Raw genomic sequence first — 21,590 nt, forward strand, 5'->3', positions numbered from 1 at the left:
CGACACCAGGGGGTCGGTATTCGCACGACCCCCTGGTGTCAGTTCAGGGTGGTGGTACCGGCAGTGACCGTAGACCCGATGATGGCCACTCGATCGGCTCGGAAGTGAGTGAAACTGAGCTCGGACGGACGGCCAGCGGTATCGCGAGTGATCAACTCGCGCAACAATACCGGTGATCCTACCTGCATCTCGAGCAGCTCGGCCGCCCGTTCCTGGCAGGAGATGGCCTCGACGACGGAGCTGCTTCCGCCGTAGGTGGTTCCGAAGATTCGGTGGTGGGCCACGGCGATGGGTGGATACTCGCCGTGGTTGCTCTCGACGCGCTGGATGAATTCGTCGACCTCGAAGTCCGTGATGCAGTAGCCGACACGGAGGTAGAGCGGTTTTGCGTTCATCCGGCCGATCTGTTCGAGCAGAATCACCGACTCCACGTCGCTACCGATGAACTCCTGAATGACCGCAGGTGCAGTGATGCGTCTGCATTCCAGTGTCTCCACCGTGAGTCGGCCTGCATCCGGCATGCCCGCCCACGCTCTCGGGCCCACTTCGCCGTCGCGTACGGCCACGATGTCGTGAGCGATCGACGTCCCAGCTCGACGCGCCCGCAGCACGACGCCATCGTCGGCGAGCATCTGAAGTGCCTTGCGCACAGCATTTCTCGTCGCTCCCAACGTTTCGATGAGATGCTGCTCGGAGAGAACCTCGTCGTGCGGCATCGTGCCGCGGCGGATTCCCGAGCGGATCAGTTCGTACACACGGCGGGGGGAGGTCACGGACTTCTCGCCGCGGTTCGATTGCGCGCGAATGTATCTGGCGCGTTGCTCGTCGGCCTGTCTGCGTAGATGGGCGGCAACGGATCCGGATTGGTCGTCGAAGAAGGGGCGAGTCATCTGTCATCGCCTTTCGGGGATGCGCATGGGAGATCCGAGGTGGCCGCAGCGTCGAGATCACCGATGATGACTACGAGCATATCGGACATCGGCGTTCGACCCGTTGTCAGCGCTGCGGCCTTAACGAAGAAAATTACGAACAAATACCTGCTCAGGGACGTATGGGCGCGGCGCATGTACTGCGTAATGCGCTGTTTACCGCCGACGCGGCTCTGGGAAACACCGTGCCGCGACCATGGACACCGTACTCAAATCGACGGCGTATCGGCAGGAGTTTCCTATGACGACAACCGCAGAGCGAGAATCGCTTTCGCTTTCCAGGCGCGATCGTGACACCGATGACTACTCGCTGGTAACCGACCGGCCGGTTCTCGGTGTCGAGGATCTCACTGTGACGTACGGAACCGGTGACTCTGCGGTGGTCGCGGTGAGGAAGGCATCGTTCGAGATTGCACCCGGTGAGCGAGTTGCTCTGGTGGGTGAATCGGGTTCGGGGAAGTCGACCTTGGCCATGACGATCGCGGGATTGCTCGACGTATCGGCGGGCGCAACAGTCGAATCGACGCGTCTCGAATTCGAGGGTAGCCCGGCCCGGCCGGAGACCGGTCGCAGCGTGCCACGGCGCACCGACGGAATTGCGATGGTGTTTCAGGACGCCATGACGGCACTCGATCCGGTGTGGACCATCGGGGGCCAGTTCAAGCACGTGCTCGCGGGAGCGGGAATCAAGGGCAGGCGTGAGCGTGCGGATACGACCGCGTACTGGCTGAACAAGGTCGGGCTCTCCGACACGAAGCGGGTGATGCGGAGTCGGCCGTACGAGTTGTCCGGCGGAATGCGGCAGCGGGTGATGACGGCTCTGGCGTTGTGCGGGTCTCCGCGACTGCTGATTGCCGACGAGCCGACCAGCGCGCTCGATGCATCTCTTGCTCGCGGAACGATGGAGCTGCTGCAGAACCTGACCCAGGAGCAGGGGACTGCGCTGCTCATCGTCAGTCACGACATCAAGCTGTGCCTCGAGTTCTCCGACACGATGCTGGTCATGTACCGGGGTGAGTTGGTGGAGCAGAAGGCGTCCGCGGAGATCGTCGGGACCGCGACGCATCCGTACACCAAGGGGCTGCTGGGTTGCGTGCCCACGCTCGCGAATCGCTCGGCGTCGAGACTTCCCGTGCTCCGGGATTTCATGCCGGCCTGATCCTGTCGGGTCGGTTCCAGGTCGCCCGCTGCTCGACAGCACAAATCCGTGCAATTCCGATTCAGCAGGAGATGTCTCCCCACGGAGCGGCGAGCGCCACCCGGGTTTGCGTGGTCTCTACTGCTCCGGCGCGAGAACGATGTCGAATTGCACTCTCGACCAGTTGTTTTCCCCGAGATCGCGACCGTCGGGGGTGCGGGTTCCGGCAGGCTGTTCCACGAAGTCCTTGATGAGCGAGTCCTTGACGCCGAACACCGAGTCGCGATCGAGCAGTTCGTCGCCGCGTACGAAGATGTGGGTGATCAGGGTCCGCTGCCCCTCGGCGGTGACCATGAAATGCAGGTGCGATGCCCGCATCGGCGAGCGTCCTGCGGCGTCGAGCATCCGCCCGACGGGTCCGTCGAACGGGATGGGGTACGGAGTCGGGGTGAGGCCCCAGAACGCAAACTTTCCGTTCTCGTCGGAGAGCAGGTGACCGCGGGCGGCGACCCGTCCGTCGGAGTACTGGACGTCGTAGAAGCCGTCGTCGTCGGCCTCCCATACTTCGATCCGAGCATTCGCAACGGGATCGCCTGCGATATCGGTGACGGTTCCCTCGACCCAGCAGGCCTGGCCCGGTGCGCCGTGGGAGATGTCCCCGCCCGACTCGATGGCGGGGGCGTCGTCGACGAAGAACGGACCGAACACCGTCGCCTCCGTCTCGCCTGCGATCGCTTCGTTGTTGACGGTCACGGTCTGCATCGAGGCCCCGAAAACGTCGGAGAGCAGAATGAATTCCTGACGTCGGTCATCGGTGATGTGACCGACCTCGGTGAGGAACTCGATGGCCGTGTTCCATTCGTCCTGCGTCAGCCGGACCTCTCGGATGAACGCGTGGAGATGCTCGGTCAATCCCGTGAGCAGTTCTCGCAGTCGCGGATCGGGGGTGTCGGCGAAACTGGCGACGACCTTGTCGGTCAGTGCCCGCTCCCGGCTGCTCTGCTCGGCGGAGATGTCGGTGCGACTGTCGATACCCATGTCAGCGTCCCTCGTTCTCGGAAGTCGTTCCGGCCCAGGCGTTACGGAGCAGTATCATGAGCGATTCAACAGTGACCGGCCGCGGATTGGAGGCGGGAGCCGCGTCGAGAACGAGTGCGACGGCCTCATCCAGATCGGACTCGTTCATCCCGTAGTCGCGCAGCGCGGTAGGTGCGTCGAGTTCGGTTCGGAGCGACCACAGTCCCTCGACTGCAGTGCTGCTCCCGAAGGCACTCGCGATGCGCTGCTCGGCCGTCGGTGCATACGGAGCGTTGTATTCGAGTACGTGTGGCAGCACGATCGCATGGGTTTGGGCATGCGGCATGTTGTACGTGCCGCCGAGCACATGACAGATCTTGTGGTGCAGTCCGGACCCTGCGGACGCGAAGGCGACCGCGGAAAGGTAAGCGCCGTACAGGGTTTGCTCATGGCCGGATTGGCTGGCGGAATCTCGTTTGATGTCTCGAAGTCCGCTGGACAGTGCAGTGATGGCCTCCACCGCGAGCGTCGAGTTGATCGGATCCGCGCGCGGAGCCCACATCGAGTCGACGGAATGCGCCAGAGCGTTGAGTCCCGACGCCACGCTCAACTCCACCGGCAGGGTCAACAGCGAGAGCACGTCGTAGATCACGGTGGTGGGGAGCACCCGCGCGTCGACGCCGGTGGTCTTGCGCGAGGACTCGGTCAGTCCCCACACGTTCGTGGCTTCCGAGCCCGCGTACGTGGTGGGAACGGCGACGATGGGGATACCGCTGGTGAGGGCGACGGCTTTCGCCAGGCCGGTGGTCGACCCGCCTCCGATGCTGACCAGCAGATCGATGTCGTGCTCGTGAGCTGCGGCTCGCGCCTTCTCCGCCGTCTCGATCGGAACATGCTGGACCACTTCGGAATACATCAGTCGCGGCTCGATCTCGCTGCATACCGAGTTGGCCAGATCGGTCTCGGCGGGGCCGGCGATCACCATGACGGAGGTGGCACCGAGTCGAGCGACCTCGGCAGCGAGATTCGATGCTGCTTTGCCTGCTCCGAACAGAACGCGTTGTGCGAGTGAATCGTGCTCGAATTCGAGCATCCGTGCCTCCGGTGTGTCAGTGAGCCGAGTGAGTGTCAGTGCGAGGGGCGCGGAGTCGGCTGGTAGGCGAGGAGCAGCCACTGGTCGTTCTCCTTGACCCACACGGCGATCGAGTTGTTCACCAGTTCCTTCTCGGTGCCGTTGGCGGTGATACTCGCGTTCATCTCACCGACCACCACTGCGGTGTCGCCCGAGACCAGAATGTCGTCGGTGGGGTGGTCGATGCGGTGGTAGACGTAGAAGCCCGAGGTGACCTTCTTCAGGTACGACTCGACGGTATCGCGGCTGCCGTCGGAGTGGGTGTAGACGAGGTTCGGGTGGCAGCAGCTGGTGAAGGCATCGAGGTCGCCGTCGACGATCGCCGTGTAGCGCTTGTTCTCGAGCTCGGAGATCGTGGCCTTGATGGCGTCGATGTCGAGTTCCTGGGCCTGTGTCATGGGTTCTCCTGAAAAGTCGAGCGGCTGCAGGTGTGCCGGTGGTGATGACGGTAGGCAGCCGGACGGTGAGTGTCAACTGTCACAGAACACTCTCGACCGTGACGAAACGGTCTTCCTGTACTTCGGTCGGTGCGAGATCGCCATATTTTTCGCCGAGTAAGTCCAGCTAGAGGCATCTCTATTCCCGGGAGAAGTGGCCCACAGCATTGCGTGCTTGACAAAGTGACCCACTGCACAGTTCAATCAGGACAGGACATTCATGCAGCACTGGTGGACATTCTGAAGCTCTATGTTCGCCTGCTTGTGCACAGCCGAGTTTCACGCAGCGAAACATCCCGCTGGATTCACAACCCTCCTCGCCCGATCAACGGAGAACTCTCGTGACATCACATGGTCAATCGGCTGGGGGACCCGCGCCCTCGACGGGAATCGGGCCCACTCCCGGCAACGAACGATCGACGGCAGGCGGACTGCGCACGGCCCTGAGCGGACGAGCCAGAGGTGCCGTCGCCATCGGAATCGCCACCGTCGTCCTGTTCCTGATCAGCGCAGTACTCGCGCCACAGAGTGTCAGCGGTGGGGCGATCTCCGCGATGCTGCCGTTCGCCGCAATCCTGGCGGTCGTCGCGATCGGGCAAACCCTGGTCGTGCAGCAAGGCGGTATCGATCTGTCGGTACCGGGCGTGTTCTCCCTGTCCGTCGTCGTGGTCACCAAACTCGCGAGCAGCGGCACACCCGGCGCGATCTTCCTGGCAGTAGCCGCGGCCTTTCTCATCGCTGCGGTGGCCGGAGCCGTCTCGGGCTTCGTCGTCGCGCGGTTGAACGTGGCACCGATCGTCGCGACCCTCGGCATGAATGCGCTCCTGATCGGTGCGACCTGGGCGGTCTCCGAGGGTGCCGCCCGCCGTACTCCGACCGGACTGTCCGATGTCATCGGATCGACGGTGCTCGGAGTTCCGGTGACCGTGGTCGTCGCGATCGTCCTGACCGTCGTCGTCGGGGTCGTCGTTCGCCTCACCCCGACCGGACGCATCTTCGAGGCCGTCGGCGCCAATCCGCGGGTCGCCGTCGCGGCAGGTATTGCACCGTTGCGCTACACACTGGGCGCGTACTCCGTTGCGGCAGTGCTGTATGCCGTCGCCGGCGTGTTGCTGACCGGCATCGTGAACACCCCGGGAATCAGTGAGGGAAACACCTACCTGCTGCCGTCGGTGGCTGCCGTCGTTCTCGGTGGCACATCGCTGCTCGGTGGTAAGGGCAGTGTGCTCGCCTCGTTGATCGCGGCGGTCTTCTTCACTCAGGTCGACCGGTTGGCCTCGACGCTGGGCCTCGCCTACGGCTGGCAGATCCTCATCCAGGCTCTCGCGCTCGGTCTCGGTGTCGCCTTCCACAGCGGTTTCCGGCCCGGCGGCAAGCGTCGCGCCCCGGCCGTCGAGGAACCCAGAAAGCCGGTCGAGGTGGCATGACCGCCGGCACACGGCACCTGGCCCGTTACGACATTCGTTCTTCCCCCCGCGACTCGAGGACATCATCGATGAAGCTCACGACCTACACCCTGCGGATGCTCACGCTGCTGCCCGTTACCGCCCTGATCGCGGGCTGTTCGGTGGGCGGCTTCGAGACCGTGTCCAGTAGCGAGCCACGGCCGGACTGGTGTGGCCCCAACGAGGCCGTCATCGGGTTCGCCGACGGTAGCGGCGGAAACAGTTGGAAGCGAACCAATTTCGCCGAGTTGCAGGACGAGCTCGCCAAGTGTTCGTCCGTCACGGACTTCATCACCACCGATGCCCAGGGTGACACTCAGAAGGCGATCGCCGACATCAAGAGCCTCGGCGCTCAGGGCGTCGACGGCATGCTGGTGTTCCCCGACGCAGGACAAGCGATTCTTCCGGCGCTGCGCTACGAATACAAGGCCGGTGTCGCCGTCGTTCCCTACCGGATATCTCCCGGTGGGTCCGAGGGCTCGGAGTACACCACGTTCGTGGCCGCCGACTTCGGCGCGATCGGCCGGTTGTACGCCGAGTGGCTGGTAAGATCGCTGCCGAACGGGGAAGGCAATGTCCTGTTCCTCGGCGGACCGCCCGCGAACTCCCAGGATCTCGCGGAGTACGAAGGCATGCAGGAAGTCCTGGTCGATCATCCGGGCATCAAGTTGATCGGCGACCAACCGTTCACCGTCACCAACTGGACGCCCGCGGAAACCCAGCAGGCCACCTCGACCATGCTCTCGCGTTTCCCCCAGATCGACGCGGTGATGACCGACTTCGCCGCGACCAGCATCATGACGGCATTCCAGCAGGCCGGACGTCCGCTGCCGCTGATCGCGTCGGCCGACTCCAACGGACTGTCCTGCCAGTACGCGCAGCTCAAGGACGCCAACCCCGGGTTCGAGTTGTTCACGGTCACCTCGCAGACCTACATGGTGCGCCTCGCCGTCCAGCACGTCGTGGCCGAAGCAACCGGGGGCATCGCACCCGAGTCCAAGGTCGATGTGCCGGTGGCGTTCGAGGATTCGATCAGCGCCGAACCGAGCGCGCCGATCTGCAACCCGGCTCTACCCGAGGATGCCCTCCTGTCCAGCACCCTCGATCCGCAACGCATCGGAGAGGTTCTGCAATGACACGTCCGATCACACCGCAGCCAGTGCTGTCAGGAGCTTCGATGAACGAGACATTCACGTCCACAACCGTTCTCGCCGAGCCGTACCTTCAGGTTCGCGGAATCGGCATGACCTTCGGCCCCGTCACCGCACTGTCCGGTGTCGACATCGACATCAGACCGGGACAGGTGCACGCTCTTCTCGGCGAGAACGGCGCGGGCAAGTCGACGCTGATGTCGATCATCTCGGGAACCCAGACGCCCACATCGGGATCCGTCGTCGTCGACGGCGTCGAGCGGACCGCTCTCACCCCGGCCGACGCCTTGGCTCTCGGCATCTCCATCGTTCACCAGACTCCGGCCCTGTTGCCGGACCTGACGGTCGCCGAGAACCTCGTGCTGGCCATTCCTCGGACCATGCGTCCCTCGGTGTTCGAGATGGGCCCGTGGGTCACCGAGAAGTTGGCGGTGGTGGGCTGCACCGTCCACCCCGACACCAAGTGCGGTGACCTTCCCATCGCGGAGCGTCAGCTGATCGAGATCGCCAAGGCGCTCGCGACCGACACCAAGGTGCTCATCCTCGACGAGCCGACTGCGCCGCTGGTACAGGACAAGGTGGATCTGCTGTTCGAGCAGGTGCGCCGGTTCGCCGCAGCCGGGGTGGCCGTCGTCTACATCACCCACCGCATCCCCGAGGTCCGGGAACTGGCGGACACGATGACCATTCTTCGCGACGGCCGGGTGCGCGGCTCCTACGATCCGCAGTCGCTCACCGACGACGAGATCATCACGCTCATCGCGGGCCGCGACGTCGACGCCGTGTTCCCGCCCAAGGGAACCGGGCCGAGCACAGACGGTCTCGTGGTCGAGAACCTGTCGAGCCCGGATTTCGACGACGTCTCCTTCACGGTCGGCGCAGGTGAGATCGTCGGACTCGCAGGCGTCGCGGGCAACGGACAGGTGGCACTGCTTCGAGCCCTAGCCGGCCTAAGCGAGTCCACCGGAACCGTGCGGTTGGGCGGTGATCGGTTGACGCTGAAGTCCTCGGCGGACGCCCACAAGGCCGGCATCGCCTTCATGCCCGCCGACCGCGCGGGAGAAGGGGTGCTGCCGGACTTCTCGATCCGAGAGAACTCCGCGCTCGGTGCGTTCGGTCGCTTCGTCCGCCACGGGATCATCGACAAGAGCCGCGAAAGGAAACTGACGTCGGCGATGGCCGACTCGCTGACGGTGAAGGCACCGAGCGTCGACACGGCGGTGGGAAATCTGTCGGGCGGAAATCAGCAGAAAGTGGTGTTGGCCCGAGCGCTGCTGTCGAAGCCCGCGCTGATCCTGGCCGAGGAGCCGACTCAGGGCGTCGACGCCGGTGCGCGCGCCGAGATCTACCGCGAGCTGCGCGACGCCGCCGACGCGGGCATGGCGATCGTCGTACTGTCCTCCGACGCCGTCGAACTCGAAGGACTGTGCGACAGGGTTCTGGTTCTCTCACGCGGCACCGTGGTCGAATCGCTCAGTGGTGATGCGGTGACCGAACACAACATGATGCAGGCGATGGTGTCGGCGACCGGTCACCGAAACAGTGCCGCGACATCCGGTGCCGGCGCGGTGGACACGCCGCCCAACAAGCTCGTTCGATCGTTGCCCGCGTACATCCTGCTCGGGGCCATCGTCCTGCTGTCACTGATCGCCACGACGCAGAACGTGCGGTTCCTCGGTGAAGCCAACATCGTGTCGGTTCTGCTCACCACCACGGCGCTCGGCTTCATCGCGCTCGGCCAGATGCTGGTGGTGATGACCGGCGGTATCGATCTGTCGGTGGGACCGCTCACCGGATTGGTGCTGGTCATCATGTCGTTCTTCTGGTTCGACGGGGCCTCGGTGGCGAGTCTGCTTGCCGGTGTCGCCGTCGCGGTGGTGGCAGCGATCGTCGTGGGTGCAATCAACGGCGGACTGATTCGAGGCCTGGGGTTCACCGCCGTCGCAGCAACTCTGGTGACCTACATCGGTATTCAAGGAATATCGCTGCTGCTTCGGCCGGAGATCGACGGATACGTCGACTTCGCGATTCTCGATGCGATCAACTACAGCATCGGTCCGATTCCGGTGGCGTTCCTGATCGCGGTACTCGCCGCCGTCGCGCTCGGCGCGGTTCTGCGATACACGCGACCCGGAATGGCCCTGCGCGCGTCGGGATCCGACAGCAGCATCGCCGAGAAGATGGGCGTGCGCAACGGTCTCACCGTGACCGCGGCCTACATCGGCTGCTCGTTGATGACGATGCTCGGCGGGATCATGTTGGTCGGTCAGGTCGGCGTCGGTGACCCCAACCAGGGGATCGGTTTCACCCTGTCGGCCATCACCGCGGTCGTCGTGGCCGGAACACTGTTGCGCGGCGGTAGCGGTTCGCCGGTAGCGGTACTGCTCGGCGCGCTTCTGCTGCAAGTGATCCTGGCCCTCGCCAACTTCCTGCGTCTGGGCACGGCATGGCAGTACTGGTTGCAGGGCGCCATCGTCATCGTGGCCGCCGTACTGTATGTCGCTTTGCAGCAACGTAATTCGGCCCGCAAGCACTGATCGCCCGCATATCAACGTCCTACAGAGGAGACAACAGTGAAAGCACTCAGGTTCGTCGGAGAGAATCGGGCCGAGGTCGCCGACCTCGACATCCCGACCATAGCGGCGGACGAGGTTCTGATCGCCGCACGATCGGTCGGCGTCTGCCATTCCGACATCGAACTGCTCGAGGGCCGCTACATCATCCCGTTCGAGTACCCGATCATTCCCGGACACGAATGGTCCGGTGAGGTCGCGAAGGTCGGTGCCGACGTCGACGGCTTCCAGGTGGGCGACCGTGTCGTCGGAGAATGCGTCATCGGCGATGACCACTTCGGGTTCTCCATCAGCGGAGCCGCGGCAGAGTTCTTCGTCGTCAAACCCGCATGGCTGCACAAGCTTCCCGACGAGGTCTCGTTCACCAGCGGCGCGCTCGTCGAACCGTTCAGCTGCGGCTACTACGGACTGATGCGCGCCGGAAACGTCAACGCGAGCGACGTACTCGTCGTACTCGGAGCCGGACCGATCGGCCTCGGGGTAGTGGCCGGAGGCGCAGCACTGGGGGCGACGACCATCGTGGTGGAACCATCCGAGGGACGTCGGCAGGCCGCGCTGAAACTCGGTGCCGCCCACGCGGTCACCCCGGAGGAGGTCGACGAACTACTCGACCGAGTCAGCGGCGGCCGAGGTGCCGACGTCGTCGTCGAGGCAACCGGCCGACCCGAGGTGATGGCCAGTGCACTCGAACTCGCCGGGCACAGGGCACGGGTGGTGTACATCGGCATCGACGTCGGACGATCGGCACCGGCGAAACTGGGGCTCATCCAATCCAAGGAGCTCGACATCCGCGGTGCGATCGGCTCGCCGGGCGTGTGGCCTGCGACCCTGCGCTTCATCGCCAGGAGTGGGCTCGATCTCGGTGGACTCGTGACGCGTGAAATAGCGGCCGACGATGCCGTGACCGCTCTCGACGAGGCACAGAAGCCGGCCGAGAACATCAAGGTGCACATCACTTTCGACGCAAGCCTCTGATTTCCGAACCCATACGACACCGAGGACCCTTCATGTCTCGTCTGACCGACAAAGTCGCCATCGTCACCGGATCCGGCAAGGGAATGGGTCGCGCTATGGCGACGCTGTTCGCTGCCCAAGGAGCCGCCGTCGCGGTCACCGACGTCTCCGAGAGCGACGGACTCGAGACCGTCCGGCTGATCGAGGAGCAGGGTGGCCGGGCGGCGTTCTGGCGATTGGACGTCAGTGACGAAGCCGAGGTGTCCTCGGTGTTCGAGCAGGTGACCGCGACGTTCGGAAAGCTCGACATCCTCGTCAACAACGCCGGCATCTCCGGTGTCGACAAGCCAACCCACGAGGTCACCGAGGCCGAGTGGGACGCAGTGTTCGCGGTCGATGTGAAGGGCGTCTTCTTCTGCACCAAGCACTCCATCGGGCACCTGCGGGCCAACGGCGGTGGCAGCATCGTCAACATCTCGTCGATCTACGGGCTCGTCGGCTCGCACGAGATGGCCCCGTACCACGCGGCCAAGGGCGCGGTCACGATCATGACGAAGAAGGATGCGGTGACGTACGGACGCGACGGCATCAGGGTCAACTCGGTGCACCCCGGCACCATTCTGACTCCGTTCGTGCGTGAGCTGGCCGAACGTAGCGAGGGTGGATTGCGCGGCTATCTCGACATCATGGAGCCCAAGCATCCGATCGGTCACGTCGGTGAGCCGGAGGACGTCGCCAACGCGGTGCTGTTCCTGGCCAGTGACGAGGCGCGTTTCGTGCACGGCGCGGCACTGGTGGTCGACGGCGGTTACACGGCGGTGTGAGACCACATCACTTCTGTCGGCCGACCACGAACCAGATTGCGACGCAGGTCTCGTCGTGTGGGTTGCTCAACCGGTGCGGAATGGACGAGTCGAAGTGGAGACTGTCGCCCGGGCCGAGCACCTGGCGAGCGAAGGCGACCTGGATCTCCAAGCGTCCGGACAGGATATGGATGTACTCCTTGCCGCCGTGGTTCATCAGGTTGTCCGCGGGGCAGGATTCGGTCCCGGCAGGGTAGGTGACTCGGAGGAACTCCACGTCCGGATCGTCGTCCGGGGTCAGGCGTTCCCACCGGACACCGCCGAGGTACAACTCGGGCCGTTCGTCGGCACGCTGGAGACCCGGGAGCGCGCCCACTTCGGGGAGCGGCTGAACCGAGGATGTTCGCGAGCTGCCGTTCGCATGCGCCACCTCGGTGCGGTCCGTGAGCGTCGGCCGTGCCGAGGGCGTGGGCTGTGGGGTCTCGAGGTCGTGCGGTGCCACGTCTTCGGCCATCAAGGAGTCGAGGGACAGACCCAGCTCGGTGACCATGGCATACAGCGTCCCTACCGAGGGTGCAGTTCGGCCGAGCTCGACCTGGGAGATGAAGCTGGGGGACAGGTGAACTCGACGGGCCATCTCGCGCAGCGACATGTTCGCCTTCTCACGCGCTCCGCGTAGACGCAGGCCCATCTGCGCGTTCATCTGAACGGCCGTCTCGGTCGATTCGACCTGGACAGTTTCTTCGGTCATTCTTTCGCCGCCTCCCACCTCTGCCTTCACCGTCTCCCCCTGCTGCCGGGTGTACGCACCCACTGGACGGACGGTAGTGCATCGATTGTCTCATTGATCGGTCATTCCGCTGTTCCGCGTTCGTACAAACGTTTTCACGGTGTGACGCTTGGCACTGAACATGTGCAGTGTTACTCTACACTCAAGAAGTAGCGTGCATCACATTCAATGTTCGTCCAGGAGGAATCGTGCCCGACACCATGCAGGCCGCCGTGTACCACGGCGCGCGCGACATCCGCGTCGAGGAGGTTCCCGTTCCCCGACGCGGGTCGGGTGAGGCGCTCGTACGCGTTCTACGCTCGGGTATCTGCGGTACCGACGCCTCGGAATGGGTGGCCGGACCCAAGACCTTCCCGGTGCTGCGCCGGCATCCGAACAGCGGGCATCAGGGCCCGTTGATCCTCGGCCACGAATTCGTCGGCGAGGTGGTGGAAGCAGACCCCGACTCCGAGACGAAGATCGGAGATCTGGTGGCCACCGGAGCCGGAATCTGGTGTGGCACATGCCGACGCTGCCGGGAAGGCCGCACCAACCAGTGCGCGACCTACAAGACCTTGGGACTCAACGTCGACGGCGGCATGGCGGAGTACGCAAGTGTCCCGTCGAAGACATTGCGCGCGCTGCCCGAGGGGCTGTCCATCGATCACGCCGGACTCGCTCAGCCCTTGGCCGTCGGGATTCACGCTGCCCGGCGCTCGGGTGCCCGTGACGGGGACAACGTCGTCGTCATCGGTGCCGGTGCCATCGGCTCCTTCGTTCTCGCCGGACTGCAGCACCTGGCCGACGTCGAGGTCACCGTCGTCGACTTCCCGGGGAAGAGACTGGATCGCGCCTCGCGTCTCGGAGCACACCGCACGATCACCCCGTCCGACGACCTCGGCGCGGACATCGTCGAGGCTCTGGGCGGAAAGAAACCCGATGTCGTCATCGAAGCGAGCGGAGCGCCCGGCCAGCTGGTCTCGGCGTTGACCATGGTGGCCGATGGTGGCCGCGTGCTCGCAGTAGGAATTCCCAAAGAGAAACCGGAGCTGGATGTGCATTCGCTCGTCTTTCGAGAGATCACTCTCGAAACCACCTTGGCCCACGTGTGCGACACCGATCTGCCTGCCGCACTGGACATACTGAACACCGGACCGCTCGGCGGAGAGCTGGCCGAGACGCCCGTCGGACTGGCGGCACTGCCCTCGGAGTTGGACAGGCTCTCGACCGGCAAGGTCGAAGGCAAAGTCCTCGTCGATCCGGCGATCCGATGAGCGCGCCCAGCAGAGCGGCACTCGTCATCGGTGCCACCGGCATTGCCGGCCAGACGATCTCGCGTCAACTCGTCGACGCAGGGTGGACCACCTACGGTCTGGCCCGCGGCACGACCAATCCGGTCGAGGGCGTGGTGCCGGTCTCGGCGAATCTGCTCGATCCGGAGTCGCTGGCTGCTGCACTAGACGGGGTCGACCCGGAGATCGTGTTCGTCACGGCCTGGATGAAGCAGGACTCGGAGGCCGAGAACATCGAGGTCAACGGGAGCATCGTCCGCAACGTCCTCGGTGTCATGAAGGGCAAGTCCGCGCTGCGTCACGTCGCGCTGATGACCGGCCTGAAGCACTATCTCGGCCCGTTCGACGACTACGCGACCGGTGTCATGGCCGAAACCCCGTTCCACGAGAGCGAACCCAGGCTGCCGAACCCGAACTTCTACTACACCCAAGAGGACGAGCTGTTCGCAGCGTCGGAGAAGCAGGGGTTCACCTGGAGCGTGCACCGAGCGCACACCGTCTTCGGCTACGCGGTGGGCAACGCGATGAACATGGCACTCACCCTCGGGGTCTACGCCGAGATCTGCCGCGAGACCGGAGCACCGTTCGTGTTCCCCGGCTCGGACACCCAGTGGAACGGTCTGACCGACATCACCGACGCAGACCTTCTGGCCGAGCAGATGATCTGGGCGGCAAAACATGTCGAGGGCGAGAACGAAGCGTTCAACATCGCCAACGGTGACGTGTTCCGCTGGCGCTGGATGTGGCCGCAGATCGCGGAGGCGTTCGGCGTCGAACCCGTCGGATTCTCCGACGCCCCCATGCCGCTCGACGACCGCATGGAAGACGCCCCGAAGGTATGGGCGGAGATCGCCGCGAAGCACGATCTGGTCGAAGCCGATGTCGACCGCCTGGCGTCCTGGTGGCATACCGACGGCGACCTGGGCCGCGACATCGAATGCCTGACCGATATGACCAAGAGCCGCAAGGCCGGCTTCCTCGGCTTCCGTTCCACGTTCGAGAGTTTCATGGACAAGACCGAGAGCTACCGCGCGGCCGGGATACTCCCGAGGAGTCAGCGATGAACGAGCAGTCGCAGTTCACGAACAAGGGTGCCATCGTCACCGGTGCCGGCAGCGGTATCGGTCGAGCGGTCGCGCATCGGCTGGCGTCGCTGGGTGCGCGGGTGCTCGCCGTCGACATGAACATGGCGGCCGCGGAGCGCACCGCAGCGGAGTCGGACGGCGAGATCCATCCGTTCGCCGCAGACGTGTCCGTCCACGATCAGGTGAAGGCCTATGCGGATGCCGCGACCTCGCTGATCGGTGAACCACGACTGTTCTTCAACAACGCCGGGGTCGAGGGAGTGCACAAGTCCATCGTCGACACCACCGAGAGCGAATGGCGATCGGTGGTCGACGTCAACCTCAACGGAATGTTCTTCGGGCTCAAGCACGTACTCCCACTGCTGCGTCGGTCCGGAGGTGGAGCGGTGGTCAACACCGGTTCGATTCTCAGCCTCAAGGGCGCTCCCGATCGCTCCGACTACGTGGTGACCAAGCATGCCGTTCTGGGTCTGACCCGCAGTGCTGCAGCCGAGTCCGCCGCTCACGGCATTCGAGTGAACTGCATCTGCCCCGGGCCGGTCGACACCCCGTTGATGTCGAGGTCCGAAAGTCTGGTCAACCCGGACGATCCGAACTTCGAGCGCGACCGGTTCATCGAAGGCACACCACTTCGGCGGTACGGATCACCCGAGGAGATCGCCGAGCTGGTGGTCTTCCTCCTCCGCGAGGACGTCGGCTATCAGACCGGTTCCGCGGTCACCATCGACGGTGGAATCACCGCGGTCTGACGCGGACACCCCCTGCACACAGAACATCGACTACAGGAGAAAGCTATGCGCGCCGCGGTATTTCACGACCGACACGATGTACGGGTAGAAGACGTTCCGGCCCCGAAGGTCGGCCCCGGCGAGGTTCTGCTTCGTCCGTTCTTCTGCGGGATCTGCGGAACGGACCTGCACGAGTACGCCTTCGGTCCGATCGTCATTCCGACCGAACCCCACGCACTCACCGGCGCGAAAGCCCCGCAGGTGTTCGGCCACGAATTCTCGGCGCGCGTGGTCGAGATCGGCTCCGACGTGGCGTCGGTCGCGGTGGGCGATCGCGTGTCGGTCATGCCGCTCGTCACCTGCGGCAAGTGCTACTACTGCCGCCGCGGGCTCAACCACCTGTGTGTGATCATGGCCTGCACCGGGTTGAGTTGGGGCGGCGGAGGAATCTCCGAACTGGTTGCGGTGCAGGAACAACAGGTATCGGTGCTTCCGGACAGCGTCAGTGACGTCCAGGGCGCTCTCATTGAGCCGGCAGCGGTGGCCGCCTACGGTGTCGACTGCACCGGCCTGAGAGCAGGCGACACCATTCTCATCACCGGTGCGGGACCGATCGGTGCCCTGTCCGCTCTGTACGCACACGCATCGGGCGCGGCGAAGATCATCGTGTCCGAGCCGAATGCCAAGCGCCGAGCGCTGATCGAGGCCTTCGGCATCGCCGAGGTACTGGACCCCACCGTGCAGGACGTGCCTGCCGCGGTCCACGCACTGACCGGCGGTATCGGAGTCGATGCCGCAGCGGAATGCTCGGGTCACCAGCACGGACTGACGGCCGGACTCGGCAGCGTTCGCTCCGGCGGAACCGTCGCCCAGGTCGGTCTGCACGTCAAGCCGGCCACGATCGATCCGATGGCCATGTCCAACAAGGACCTGACGCTGGTGGGTACCTGGTGCTACCCGGTGTACGACTGGCCGCGCATCATCGCGCTGGTCGCATCCGGACGCTACCCGGTGGAGAAGGTCGTCAGCGAGATCATCGACGTCGAGAACATCGTCGCCGACGGATTCGAGCGGCTGCTGGACCCGAACGGTGACGCCCAGAAGCTTCTGGTGCGGGTCGGCGACGCACCGGCGTCCTGATCGATACCGCAGTATTTACCCCCACGCTAGGAGAACCAATGCACATCGGATTCGCCGGAGTCGGCCGCATGGGTACCCACATGGTGCGCCGCCTCCTCGAGGCGGGCCACACGGTCACCGCCTACGATATCTACCTGACGCCGGAGACCGCGCCGGCCGAACTGGTCGATCGGGGAATGACGATCACCACGACGCCCGCCGATCTGGCCCGCGCCGAGATCTCCTTCAGCATGTTGCCCGATGCTGCAGCGACCGAGGAGGTGCTGTTCGGTGAGCACGGAATCGCCACGGCCGGTGCGTCGGAGCACCTTCACGTGGTGATGGGTACGGTCGGTCCGACGGCCGTGCGCGAGTTCGCCGAGCGCGCAGAAGGTTCGGGCACCGCGGTGGTCGACGCCCCGGTCTCGGGCAGCGTGAGCCTGGCCGATACCGGGCAGATCACCACCATGGTCGGGTGCGACGACGAACAGTTCACCTACCTGAAGCCGATCCTTGAGGCAGTGACGCGCGCGCAGTTCCACACCGGTCCGGCGGGCACCGCCTCGGTGGCCAAGCTCGCGGTCAATTCGGTTCTCGCAGCACTGAATCAGGCCGTCGCCGAGGCGTTGATTCTCGGTGAGTCGGCAGGCTTGGCCCCGTCCGCCCTGTACGAGGTGCTGGGCTCGAGTGCGGTGGCTGCGCCGTACGTCGGCTACAAGAAGGAGCACTTTCTCGATCCGGACGCCGCGGGTGTGGCATTTCCCTTGTCGCTCTTGCACAAGGACGTGGGCCTCGGACTTGCGTTGGCCCGCGATCATGCCCTCGATCTGCCTCAGGCCACGACCGTCGGTAACGTTCTCGACCGGGCGCTGGATTCCGGGCTCGGGGCGAAGGACATGGCCGCAGTGCTCGAATTTCTCAAGCCTGCTGAGAGCTGACCGTCAGGCGAGGGCGGCGTAGACCGCCCGTACGTACTGCTCGGCTCGGTCGGAGCCGATGATTCCGGGACCCATCCGGTTCATCACGTAGGAGATGGTGAGCTTCGATTCCGGGTGCAGAACGGTCAGCGATCCGCCCCAGCCGCCCCAGAAGCAGACCTTGCCGTCGGGGATGTAGGGCATCGATTCGTGCTGTGGCAGAGCGAAACCCAGGCCGAAGCGCAACGGAATGCCCAGGGCCAGATCGACTCCGTCGGATTGCTCCTCGAAGATCGTGTCGATCGTGTCCGGGCTCAGCAGTCGTACGCCGTCCACGGTTCCGCCTCGGGAGATGACGGACAGGATTCTCGCGACCGATCGGGCATTGCCGTGCCCGTTCAGTGCGCCCATGTCCGCGGCGCGCCACGCCGGGGTGTTCGCCGACGAGGCCTGCACCAACGGACCGAGAAAGGTCCTGCGACGCACCAACGTCGGATCGGGTACGCCATCATCGGTCGGCGGTGGTGGCGGTACGACGTCGGCGATCCGATCCCAGTCGGACTCGGCGGCACCGATCTGGAAGTCGGCACCGAGGGGGCCGGCGATCTCGTCGGCCACGAACTGCCGCAACGATGTTCCGGTGACGCGTCGGACGACTTCTCCGATCAGGTGGCCCTGGCTGGCCGCGTGATAACCCGAGGTGGTCCGGGAATCCCACCACGGTGCCTGCGCCGCCAGCCGCGAGGTGGAGAGTTCCCAGTCGTAGAGGTCCTCTTCGCTGAACGGTCGGTCCCAGCCCGAGACCCCGGAGGTGTGCGACAACAGGTGCCGGATCGCGATGTCTTCCTTACCTGCGGCCGCGAACTCGGGCCAGTACGACGCCACCGGCGCATCGGGATCGACCAACCCACGGTCGATCAGCATCAATGCCGCCAGACACGTCACCATTTTCGTCGTCGACCACACGTTGGTGATCGTGTCCGACTCCCACGGCAAGCGACGTTCGGTGTCGCGATGGCCGCCCCACAGGTCGACGGCGGTGTGGCCGTCGATGTCGACCACGATGGATGCGCCCAGTTCTGCACCGCTGTCGAGGTTGGCGCTCAACGCGTCTCGTACCGCGGTGAAGCGTGCGTCGCAGTGACCGTCAATCGTCATGTGCCGCTCCCAGAATGCGGTGGACAGCCAGTTCGACGTATCCGTCGGCGACGTCCTCGATGCTCAGCTCGCCGCCGTCGTGGAACCAGTTGCTGATGCCGTTGAGCATGTCGGTCAGCGCGAACGACGCCAATCGCGCGTCCGGGACGGTGAATTCACCACTGCGCATTCCGGCGGTGATCACGTCGCGGACGCGTCGTTGGTACTGGCGGCGGTAGTCCTCGATGACGGTGCGGTGCTCGGGGGTGAGCGAGGCCAGCTCGTGCAGGCCGACGATGTACTCGACCCGTCTCCGGTTCAGATGCACCAGGTGCGCGCGCACCAGAGACGACAGGCGTTCGGTGGGGGTCCCGGCCGCGTCGAGCAGCGGCAGGTTCTCCTCGGCCGGTTCCTGCGTGACCGTCAGACAGATCGCGAAGAGGATGTCTTCCTTGGACGGGAAGTGGTGGTAGAGGCTGGCCCCCTTGATGCCGACGGCGTCGGCGATGTCGCGCATCCCCACGTTCGAGTAGCCCTCACGCGCAAAGATATTCGCGGCGTTGGCGACGATGTCGTCTCGTCGTTGTTTGGTGCGAATCTGCCGGGGTAGCGGAGTCACAGCATCGGGCTGCGTCATACGGTTTCCTCGACCGCCGCCAACAGTCGTAGTTCACGCTTGAGGATCTTGCCCTGCGGGTCGACGGGCAGTTCGGCCACGATGTGTACCGACTTCGGGGCCTTGTACGACGCCAACTCGGTGCGGCAGTACTCGATGATCGCCGCCGGGTCGGCGGTCACTCCGTCGCGGGCGATGACGAAGGCGGTGACAGCCTCGGACCAGTACGGGTCGGGTACTCCGACGACGGCGGCGCGCAGCACGTCCGGGTGCGTGTGGATGGTGCGTTCCACTTCCTGCGACGACACGTTCATCCCTCCCGACTTGATCATGTCCTTCATTCGATCGTAGAAGAACAGGTTGCCGTCGGCGTCGATGCGCACCATGTCGCCGGTGTGTACCCAGCCGTCCCGGAACACCTCGGCGGTGCGTTCGGGGTCCTTGAAGTAGCCGAGCATCACCGACGGAGTGCGGCAGAGCAATTCACCGATCTCGCTCTCGGTGCCCGCGGGGTCGACCACCTTGATCTCGAGGTGGGTGACGGGCTTGCCGATCCACGACGCGTCGCCGTCGGGGATGTCGTCGAGGGTGGAGAACCAGCCGACCGAGCCGAGCTGCGAGAGTTCCGACTGTCCCCAGTAGGTACCCCAGATGGCCTCGGGGGCGGCGGCGGCCCAGGCGCTGATCGTGTGTGGCGACACCTGGCCACCGTAGGTGAGGCAGCGTCTGACCTGGCTCACGGTCTCGGGGCCGAACTGCGCATCTCGGGCCAGGGCCAGGTAGAACGTCGGCGTCTGGGCGATGACGGAGATCTTCTCGGCGGCGATGATGCGCAGGGATTGCGCCGGGTCGACTGTCGCAGGCAGAACGAGCGTGGCACCCATCAGCGTGAGGGTTGTCATCGAGCCAAGTCCGGCGATGGTGTGGAACGGCATGACGAACAGCCAGGTGTCCTCCGGCCCGGTACGCAGGCCCCAGCTCCATGCGGGCGCGGTAGAGATGAGGAAATTGCGGTGCGGGATCATCACGCCCTTGGGGGCTGCCTCGGTTCCCGAGGTGTAGATGACCATCGCAACGTCGTTCTCGTCCATCTCGACGTCCGGCTCGGTGGACGGGGTGTTCGCCGTCAGTGTCTCGTATTCGGACCCGAATGTCACCAGGGTGGTGGCGTCGGGCTTCACCGAGGAGATGATCTCGGCATAGGCCGGATCGGCCACCACCACAGTCGGTTCCGCATGTTCGAGCTGGTGCTTCACCTCGGCCGCGCGGTACATCACGTTGATGCCGGTGAAGGCTGCTCCGACTTTGAGCGTGCCGTAGTACGCGACCACCACGTCGACGCTGTTGCGAGCCATAGAAGCGACGCGGTCGCCCGTGGTCACTCCGAGATCGACCAGCAGGTTGGCGAACCGGTTTGCACGAGAATCGAGTTCGCCGTAGGTGGTGACCTCGCGGGTGCCGTCCGCCGCGTAGCTGATGAATGCGACCTTGTTCGGCTGAGTCCGCGCATGACGACGAAGTTGATCGCCGATGGTGGCGCGGCCGATGGGGGAGCGATGGTGGGTGGCAGTACCGGGCACGGCAGACTCCTTCAGAAGCTGTGGTTTTACAGTGCAGGCGAGAGGGCAGCGGAGTCGAACATCGGCTGCGAGAACGTCTCTGCCGCAACGATCTGCTCCACTGGATCGCGGGTGAGCTTGCGCGGGAACGACTTCTCCGGATAGCCGACGGCGATGTGCGCGGCGGTGATGTATTCGTCCGGGATGCCGAGCAGTTCGCGGATGGCCGGTTCCTCGTGGCACAGCAATGTCGTCACCGCGGTGGCGACGCCCTGATCGCGCAGGCTCAGGCACAGGTTCTGCACGGTGGGGTAGATGGATGCGCCGCCGACGACGGAGAGTCGGCCGAGTTCGTGGTCGGTGGGGTGCAGTCCGTCCAGCGCGGCGCAGACCACCACGATGGCGGGCACCTCGGCGAGGTGGCGGGCGAAGTAGTCGGCGTCCTGCACGGTCTTGGGCAATGCACCGACGGCGACGGTTCCGCCGGTGATGCCGGCGAAATACGCGTCCCACATCGGCAGGTAGAGATCGGCGAGGGCCTGCTTGCGGGCGGCGTCGCGAACCACGATCCACCGCACGGGCTGACGATTGCCGCCCTGCGGGCCGAAGCGGGCGACGTCGAACGCGGCCTTGAACACCTCGTCGGGAACGGGATCGCTGAGGTACCGCCTGCAGGTGCCGGTGGTACGCATCGCCTCGGTGAGTTCCATGGGTGAATCCCTTCGCCTGTCCGCTGTTAGGTAATGCCTTGAAGCATCGTGTGGCGTGGGCCACATTGTCAAGGGTCAA

The 21,590-nt window shown here is 64.8% G+C and carries 20 protein-coding genes; 11 read left to right on the top strand and 9 right to left on the bottom strand.

The window, feature by feature from the left end; genetic code table 11:
* Window positions 1-38 precede the first annotated feature (38 nt).
* Entirely contained in the window at window positions 39-890 is an 852-nt protein-coding gene (locus CH249_RS09810) for a GntR family transcriptional regulator (protein ID WP_094614969.1), read from the bottom strand.
* A 280-nt stretch (window positions 891-1,170) separates the two neighbouring features.
* Between CH249_RS09810 and CH249_RS09815 the strand changes: the two genes are divergently transcribed.
* On the top strand, window positions 1,171-2,088 hold the full coding sequence (locus CH249_RS09815) for an ABC transporter ATP-binding protein (RefSeq protein ID WP_094681777.1): 918 nt from the start codon (window positions 1,171-1,173) through the stop codon (window positions 2,086-2,088).
* A 117-nt stretch (window positions 2,089-2,205) separates the two neighbouring features.
* Here the strand turns inward: CH249_RS09815 and CH249_RS09820 are convergent, their stop codons facing one another.
* From CH249_RS09820 to CH249_RS09830, 3 genes are read right to left on the bottom strand one after another with little or no spacing between them, the layout of a single operon-like run.
* Window positions 2,206-3,105 carry a dioxygenase gene (locus CH249_RS09820; protein ID WP_094681778.1) on the bottom strand — a complete coding sequence of 300 codons (900 nt, stop codon included), beginning with the start codon at window positions 3,103-3,105 and terminating at the stop codon, window positions 2,206-2,208.
* Window position 3,106: 1 nt separating this feature from the next.
* Window positions 3,107-4,177: a maleylacetate reductase gene (locus tag CH249_RS09825; protein WP_094681846.1), complete on the bottom strand. Its 1,071-nt coding sequence runs from the start codon at window positions 4,175-4,177 to the stop codon at window positions 3,107-3,109.
* A gap of 35 nt (window positions 4,178-4,212) precedes the next feature.
* Window positions 4,213-4,614 carry a nuclear transport factor 2 family protein gene (locus CH249_RS09830; RefSeq protein ID WP_094619629.1) on the bottom strand — a complete coding sequence of 134 codons (402 nt, stop codon included), beginning with the start codon at window positions 4,612-4,614 and terminating at the stop codon, window positions 4,213-4,215.
* 380 nt (window positions 4,615-4,994) lie between these two features.
* On the opposite strand from CH249_RS09830, the gene CH249_RS09835 reads away from it, so the two are divergent.
* The 5 genes from CH249_RS09835 to CH249_RS09855 all read left to right on the top strand — a co-directional run bounded on the left by CH249_RS09835 (window position 4,995) and on the right by CH249_RS09855 (window position 11,600).
* The gene (locus tag CH249_RS09835; RefSeq protein ID WP_094681779.1) at window positions 4,995-6,080 is read left to right on the top strand and encodes an ABC transporter permease; all 1,086 of its coding nucleotides are present in this window, start codon (window positions 4,995-4,997) and stop codon (window positions 6,078-6,080) included.
* 68 nt (window positions 6,081-6,148) lie between these two features.
* The gene (locus CH249_RS09840) at window positions 6,149-7,234 is read left to right on the top strand and encodes an ABC transporter substrate-binding protein (RefSeq protein ID WP_094681780.1); all 1,086 of its coding nucleotides are present in this window, start codon (window positions 6,149-6,151) and stop codon (window positions 7,232-7,234) included.
* Between the two features lie 41 nt (window positions 7,235-7,275).
* Window positions 7,276-9,786: an ATP-binding cassette domain-containing protein gene (locus tag CH249_RS09845; protein WP_094647367.1), complete on the top strand. Its 2,511-nt coding sequence runs from the start codon at window positions 7,276-7,278 to the stop codon at window positions 9,784-9,786.
* A gap of 36 nt (window positions 9,787-9,822) precedes the next feature.
* Window positions 9,823-10,797 carry a zinc-binding dehydrogenase gene (locus CH249_RS09850; protein WP_094619632.1) on the top strand — a complete coding sequence of 325 codons (975 nt, stop codon included), beginning with the start codon at window positions 9,823-9,825 and terminating at the stop codon, window positions 10,795-10,797.
* A gap of 32 nt (window positions 10,798-10,829) precedes the next feature.
* On the top strand, window positions 10,830-11,600 hold the full coding sequence (locus CH249_RS09855; RefSeq protein ID WP_094658123.1) for an SDR family NAD(P)-dependent oxidoreductase: 771 nt from the start codon (window positions 10,830-10,832) through the stop codon (window positions 11,598-11,600).
* A gap of 7 nt (window positions 11,601-11,607) precedes the next feature.
* Here the strand turns inward: CH249_RS09855 and CH249_RS09860 are convergent, their stop codons facing one another.
* Window positions 11,608-12,393: a helix-turn-helix domain-containing protein gene (locus CH249_RS09860; RefSeq protein ID WP_235387035.1), complete on the bottom strand. Its 786-nt coding sequence runs from the start codon at window positions 12,391-12,393 to the stop codon at window positions 11,608-11,610.
* Window positions 12,394-12,557: 164 nt separating this feature from the next.
* Here CH249_RS09860 and CH249_RS09865 point away from each other — a divergent pair, with 164 nt between their 5' ends.
* Genes CH249_RS09865 through CH249_RS09885 form a run of 5 tightly spaced genes read left to right on the top strand, consistent with a single transcriptional unit; the run spans window position 12,558 to window position 17,510 of the window.
* The gene (locus tag CH249_RS09865; RefSeq protein WP_094619634.1) at window positions 12,558-13,622 is read left to right on the top strand and encodes a zinc-binding dehydrogenase; all 1,065 of its coding nucleotides are present in this window, start codon (window positions 12,558-12,560) and stop codon (window positions 13,620-13,622) included.
* Entirely contained in the window at window positions 13,619-14,704 is a 1,086-nt protein-coding gene (locus CH249_RS09870) for an SDR family oxidoreductase (RefSeq protein WP_094681781.1), read from the top strand. Before CH249_RS09865 ends, CH249_RS09870 begins: the two co-directional genes overlap by 4 nt.
* Window positions 14,701-15,474: an SDR family NAD(P)-dependent oxidoreductase gene (locus tag CH249_RS09875; RefSeq protein WP_094647181.1), complete on the top strand. Its 774-nt coding sequence runs from the start codon at window positions 14,701-14,703 to the stop codon at window positions 15,472-15,474. Before CH249_RS09870 ends, CH249_RS09875 begins: the two co-directional genes overlap by 4 nt.
* A gap of 45 nt (window positions 15,475-15,519) precedes the next feature.
* Window positions 15,520-16,593, top strand: coding sequence for a 2,3-butanediol dehydrogenase (locus tag CH249_RS09880; protein ID WP_094681782.1), 1,074 nt, complete (start codon window positions 15,520-15,522; stop codon window positions 16,591-16,593).
* A gap of 38 nt (window positions 16,594-16,631) precedes the next feature.
* Window positions 16,632-17,510, top strand: a complete 879-nt coding sequence (locus CH249_RS09885; RefSeq protein ID WP_094681783.1) for an NAD(P)-dependent oxidoreductase — start codon at window positions 16,632-16,634, stop codon at window positions 17,508-17,510.
* 3 nt (window positions 17,511-17,513) lie between these two features.
* On the opposite strand, the gene CH249_RS09890 is transcribed toward CH249_RS09885, so the two are convergent.
* The 4 genes from CH249_RS09890 to CH249_RS09905 are packed head-to-tail and all read right to left on the bottom strand — an operon-like array spanning window position 17,514 to window position 21,511.
* Window positions 17,514-18,647, bottom strand: a complete 1,134-nt coding sequence (locus tag CH249_RS09890) for a serine hydrolase (RefSeq protein WP_094681784.1) — start codon at window positions 18,645-18,647, stop codon at window positions 17,514-17,516.
* Window positions 18,637-19,263 carry a TetR/AcrR family transcriptional regulator gene (locus CH249_RS09895; protein WP_094681785.1) on the bottom strand — a complete coding sequence of 209 codons (627 nt, stop codon included), beginning with the start codon at window positions 19,261-19,263 and terminating at the stop codon, window positions 18,637-18,639. The genes CH249_RS09890 and CH249_RS09895 overlap by 11 nt, the downstream gene beginning before the upstream one ends.
* Window positions 19,260-20,822 carry a class I adenylate-forming enzyme family protein gene (locus CH249_RS09900; RefSeq protein ID WP_094681786.1) on the bottom strand — a complete coding sequence of 521 codons (1,563 nt, stop codon included), beginning with the start codon at window positions 20,820-20,822 and terminating at the stop codon, window positions 19,260-19,262. The genes CH249_RS09895 and CH249_RS09900 overlap by 4 nt, the downstream gene beginning before the upstream one ends.
* A gap of 26 nt (window positions 20,823-20,848) precedes the next feature.
* Window positions 20,849-21,511: a nitroreductase family protein gene (locus CH249_RS09905; RefSeq protein WP_094647190.1), complete on the bottom strand. Its 663-nt coding sequence runs from the start codon at window positions 21,509-21,511 to the stop codon at window positions 20,849-20,851.
* Between the last annotated feature and the right edge of the window lie 79 nt (window positions 21,512-21,590).

The sequence above is a fragment of the Rhodococcus sp. 05-2255-3B1 genome, from assembly GCF_002258545.1.
In the GTDB taxonomy this organism is placed as follows: Bacteria; Actinomycetota; Actinomycetes; order Mycobacteriales; family Mycobacteriaceae; genus Rhodococcoides.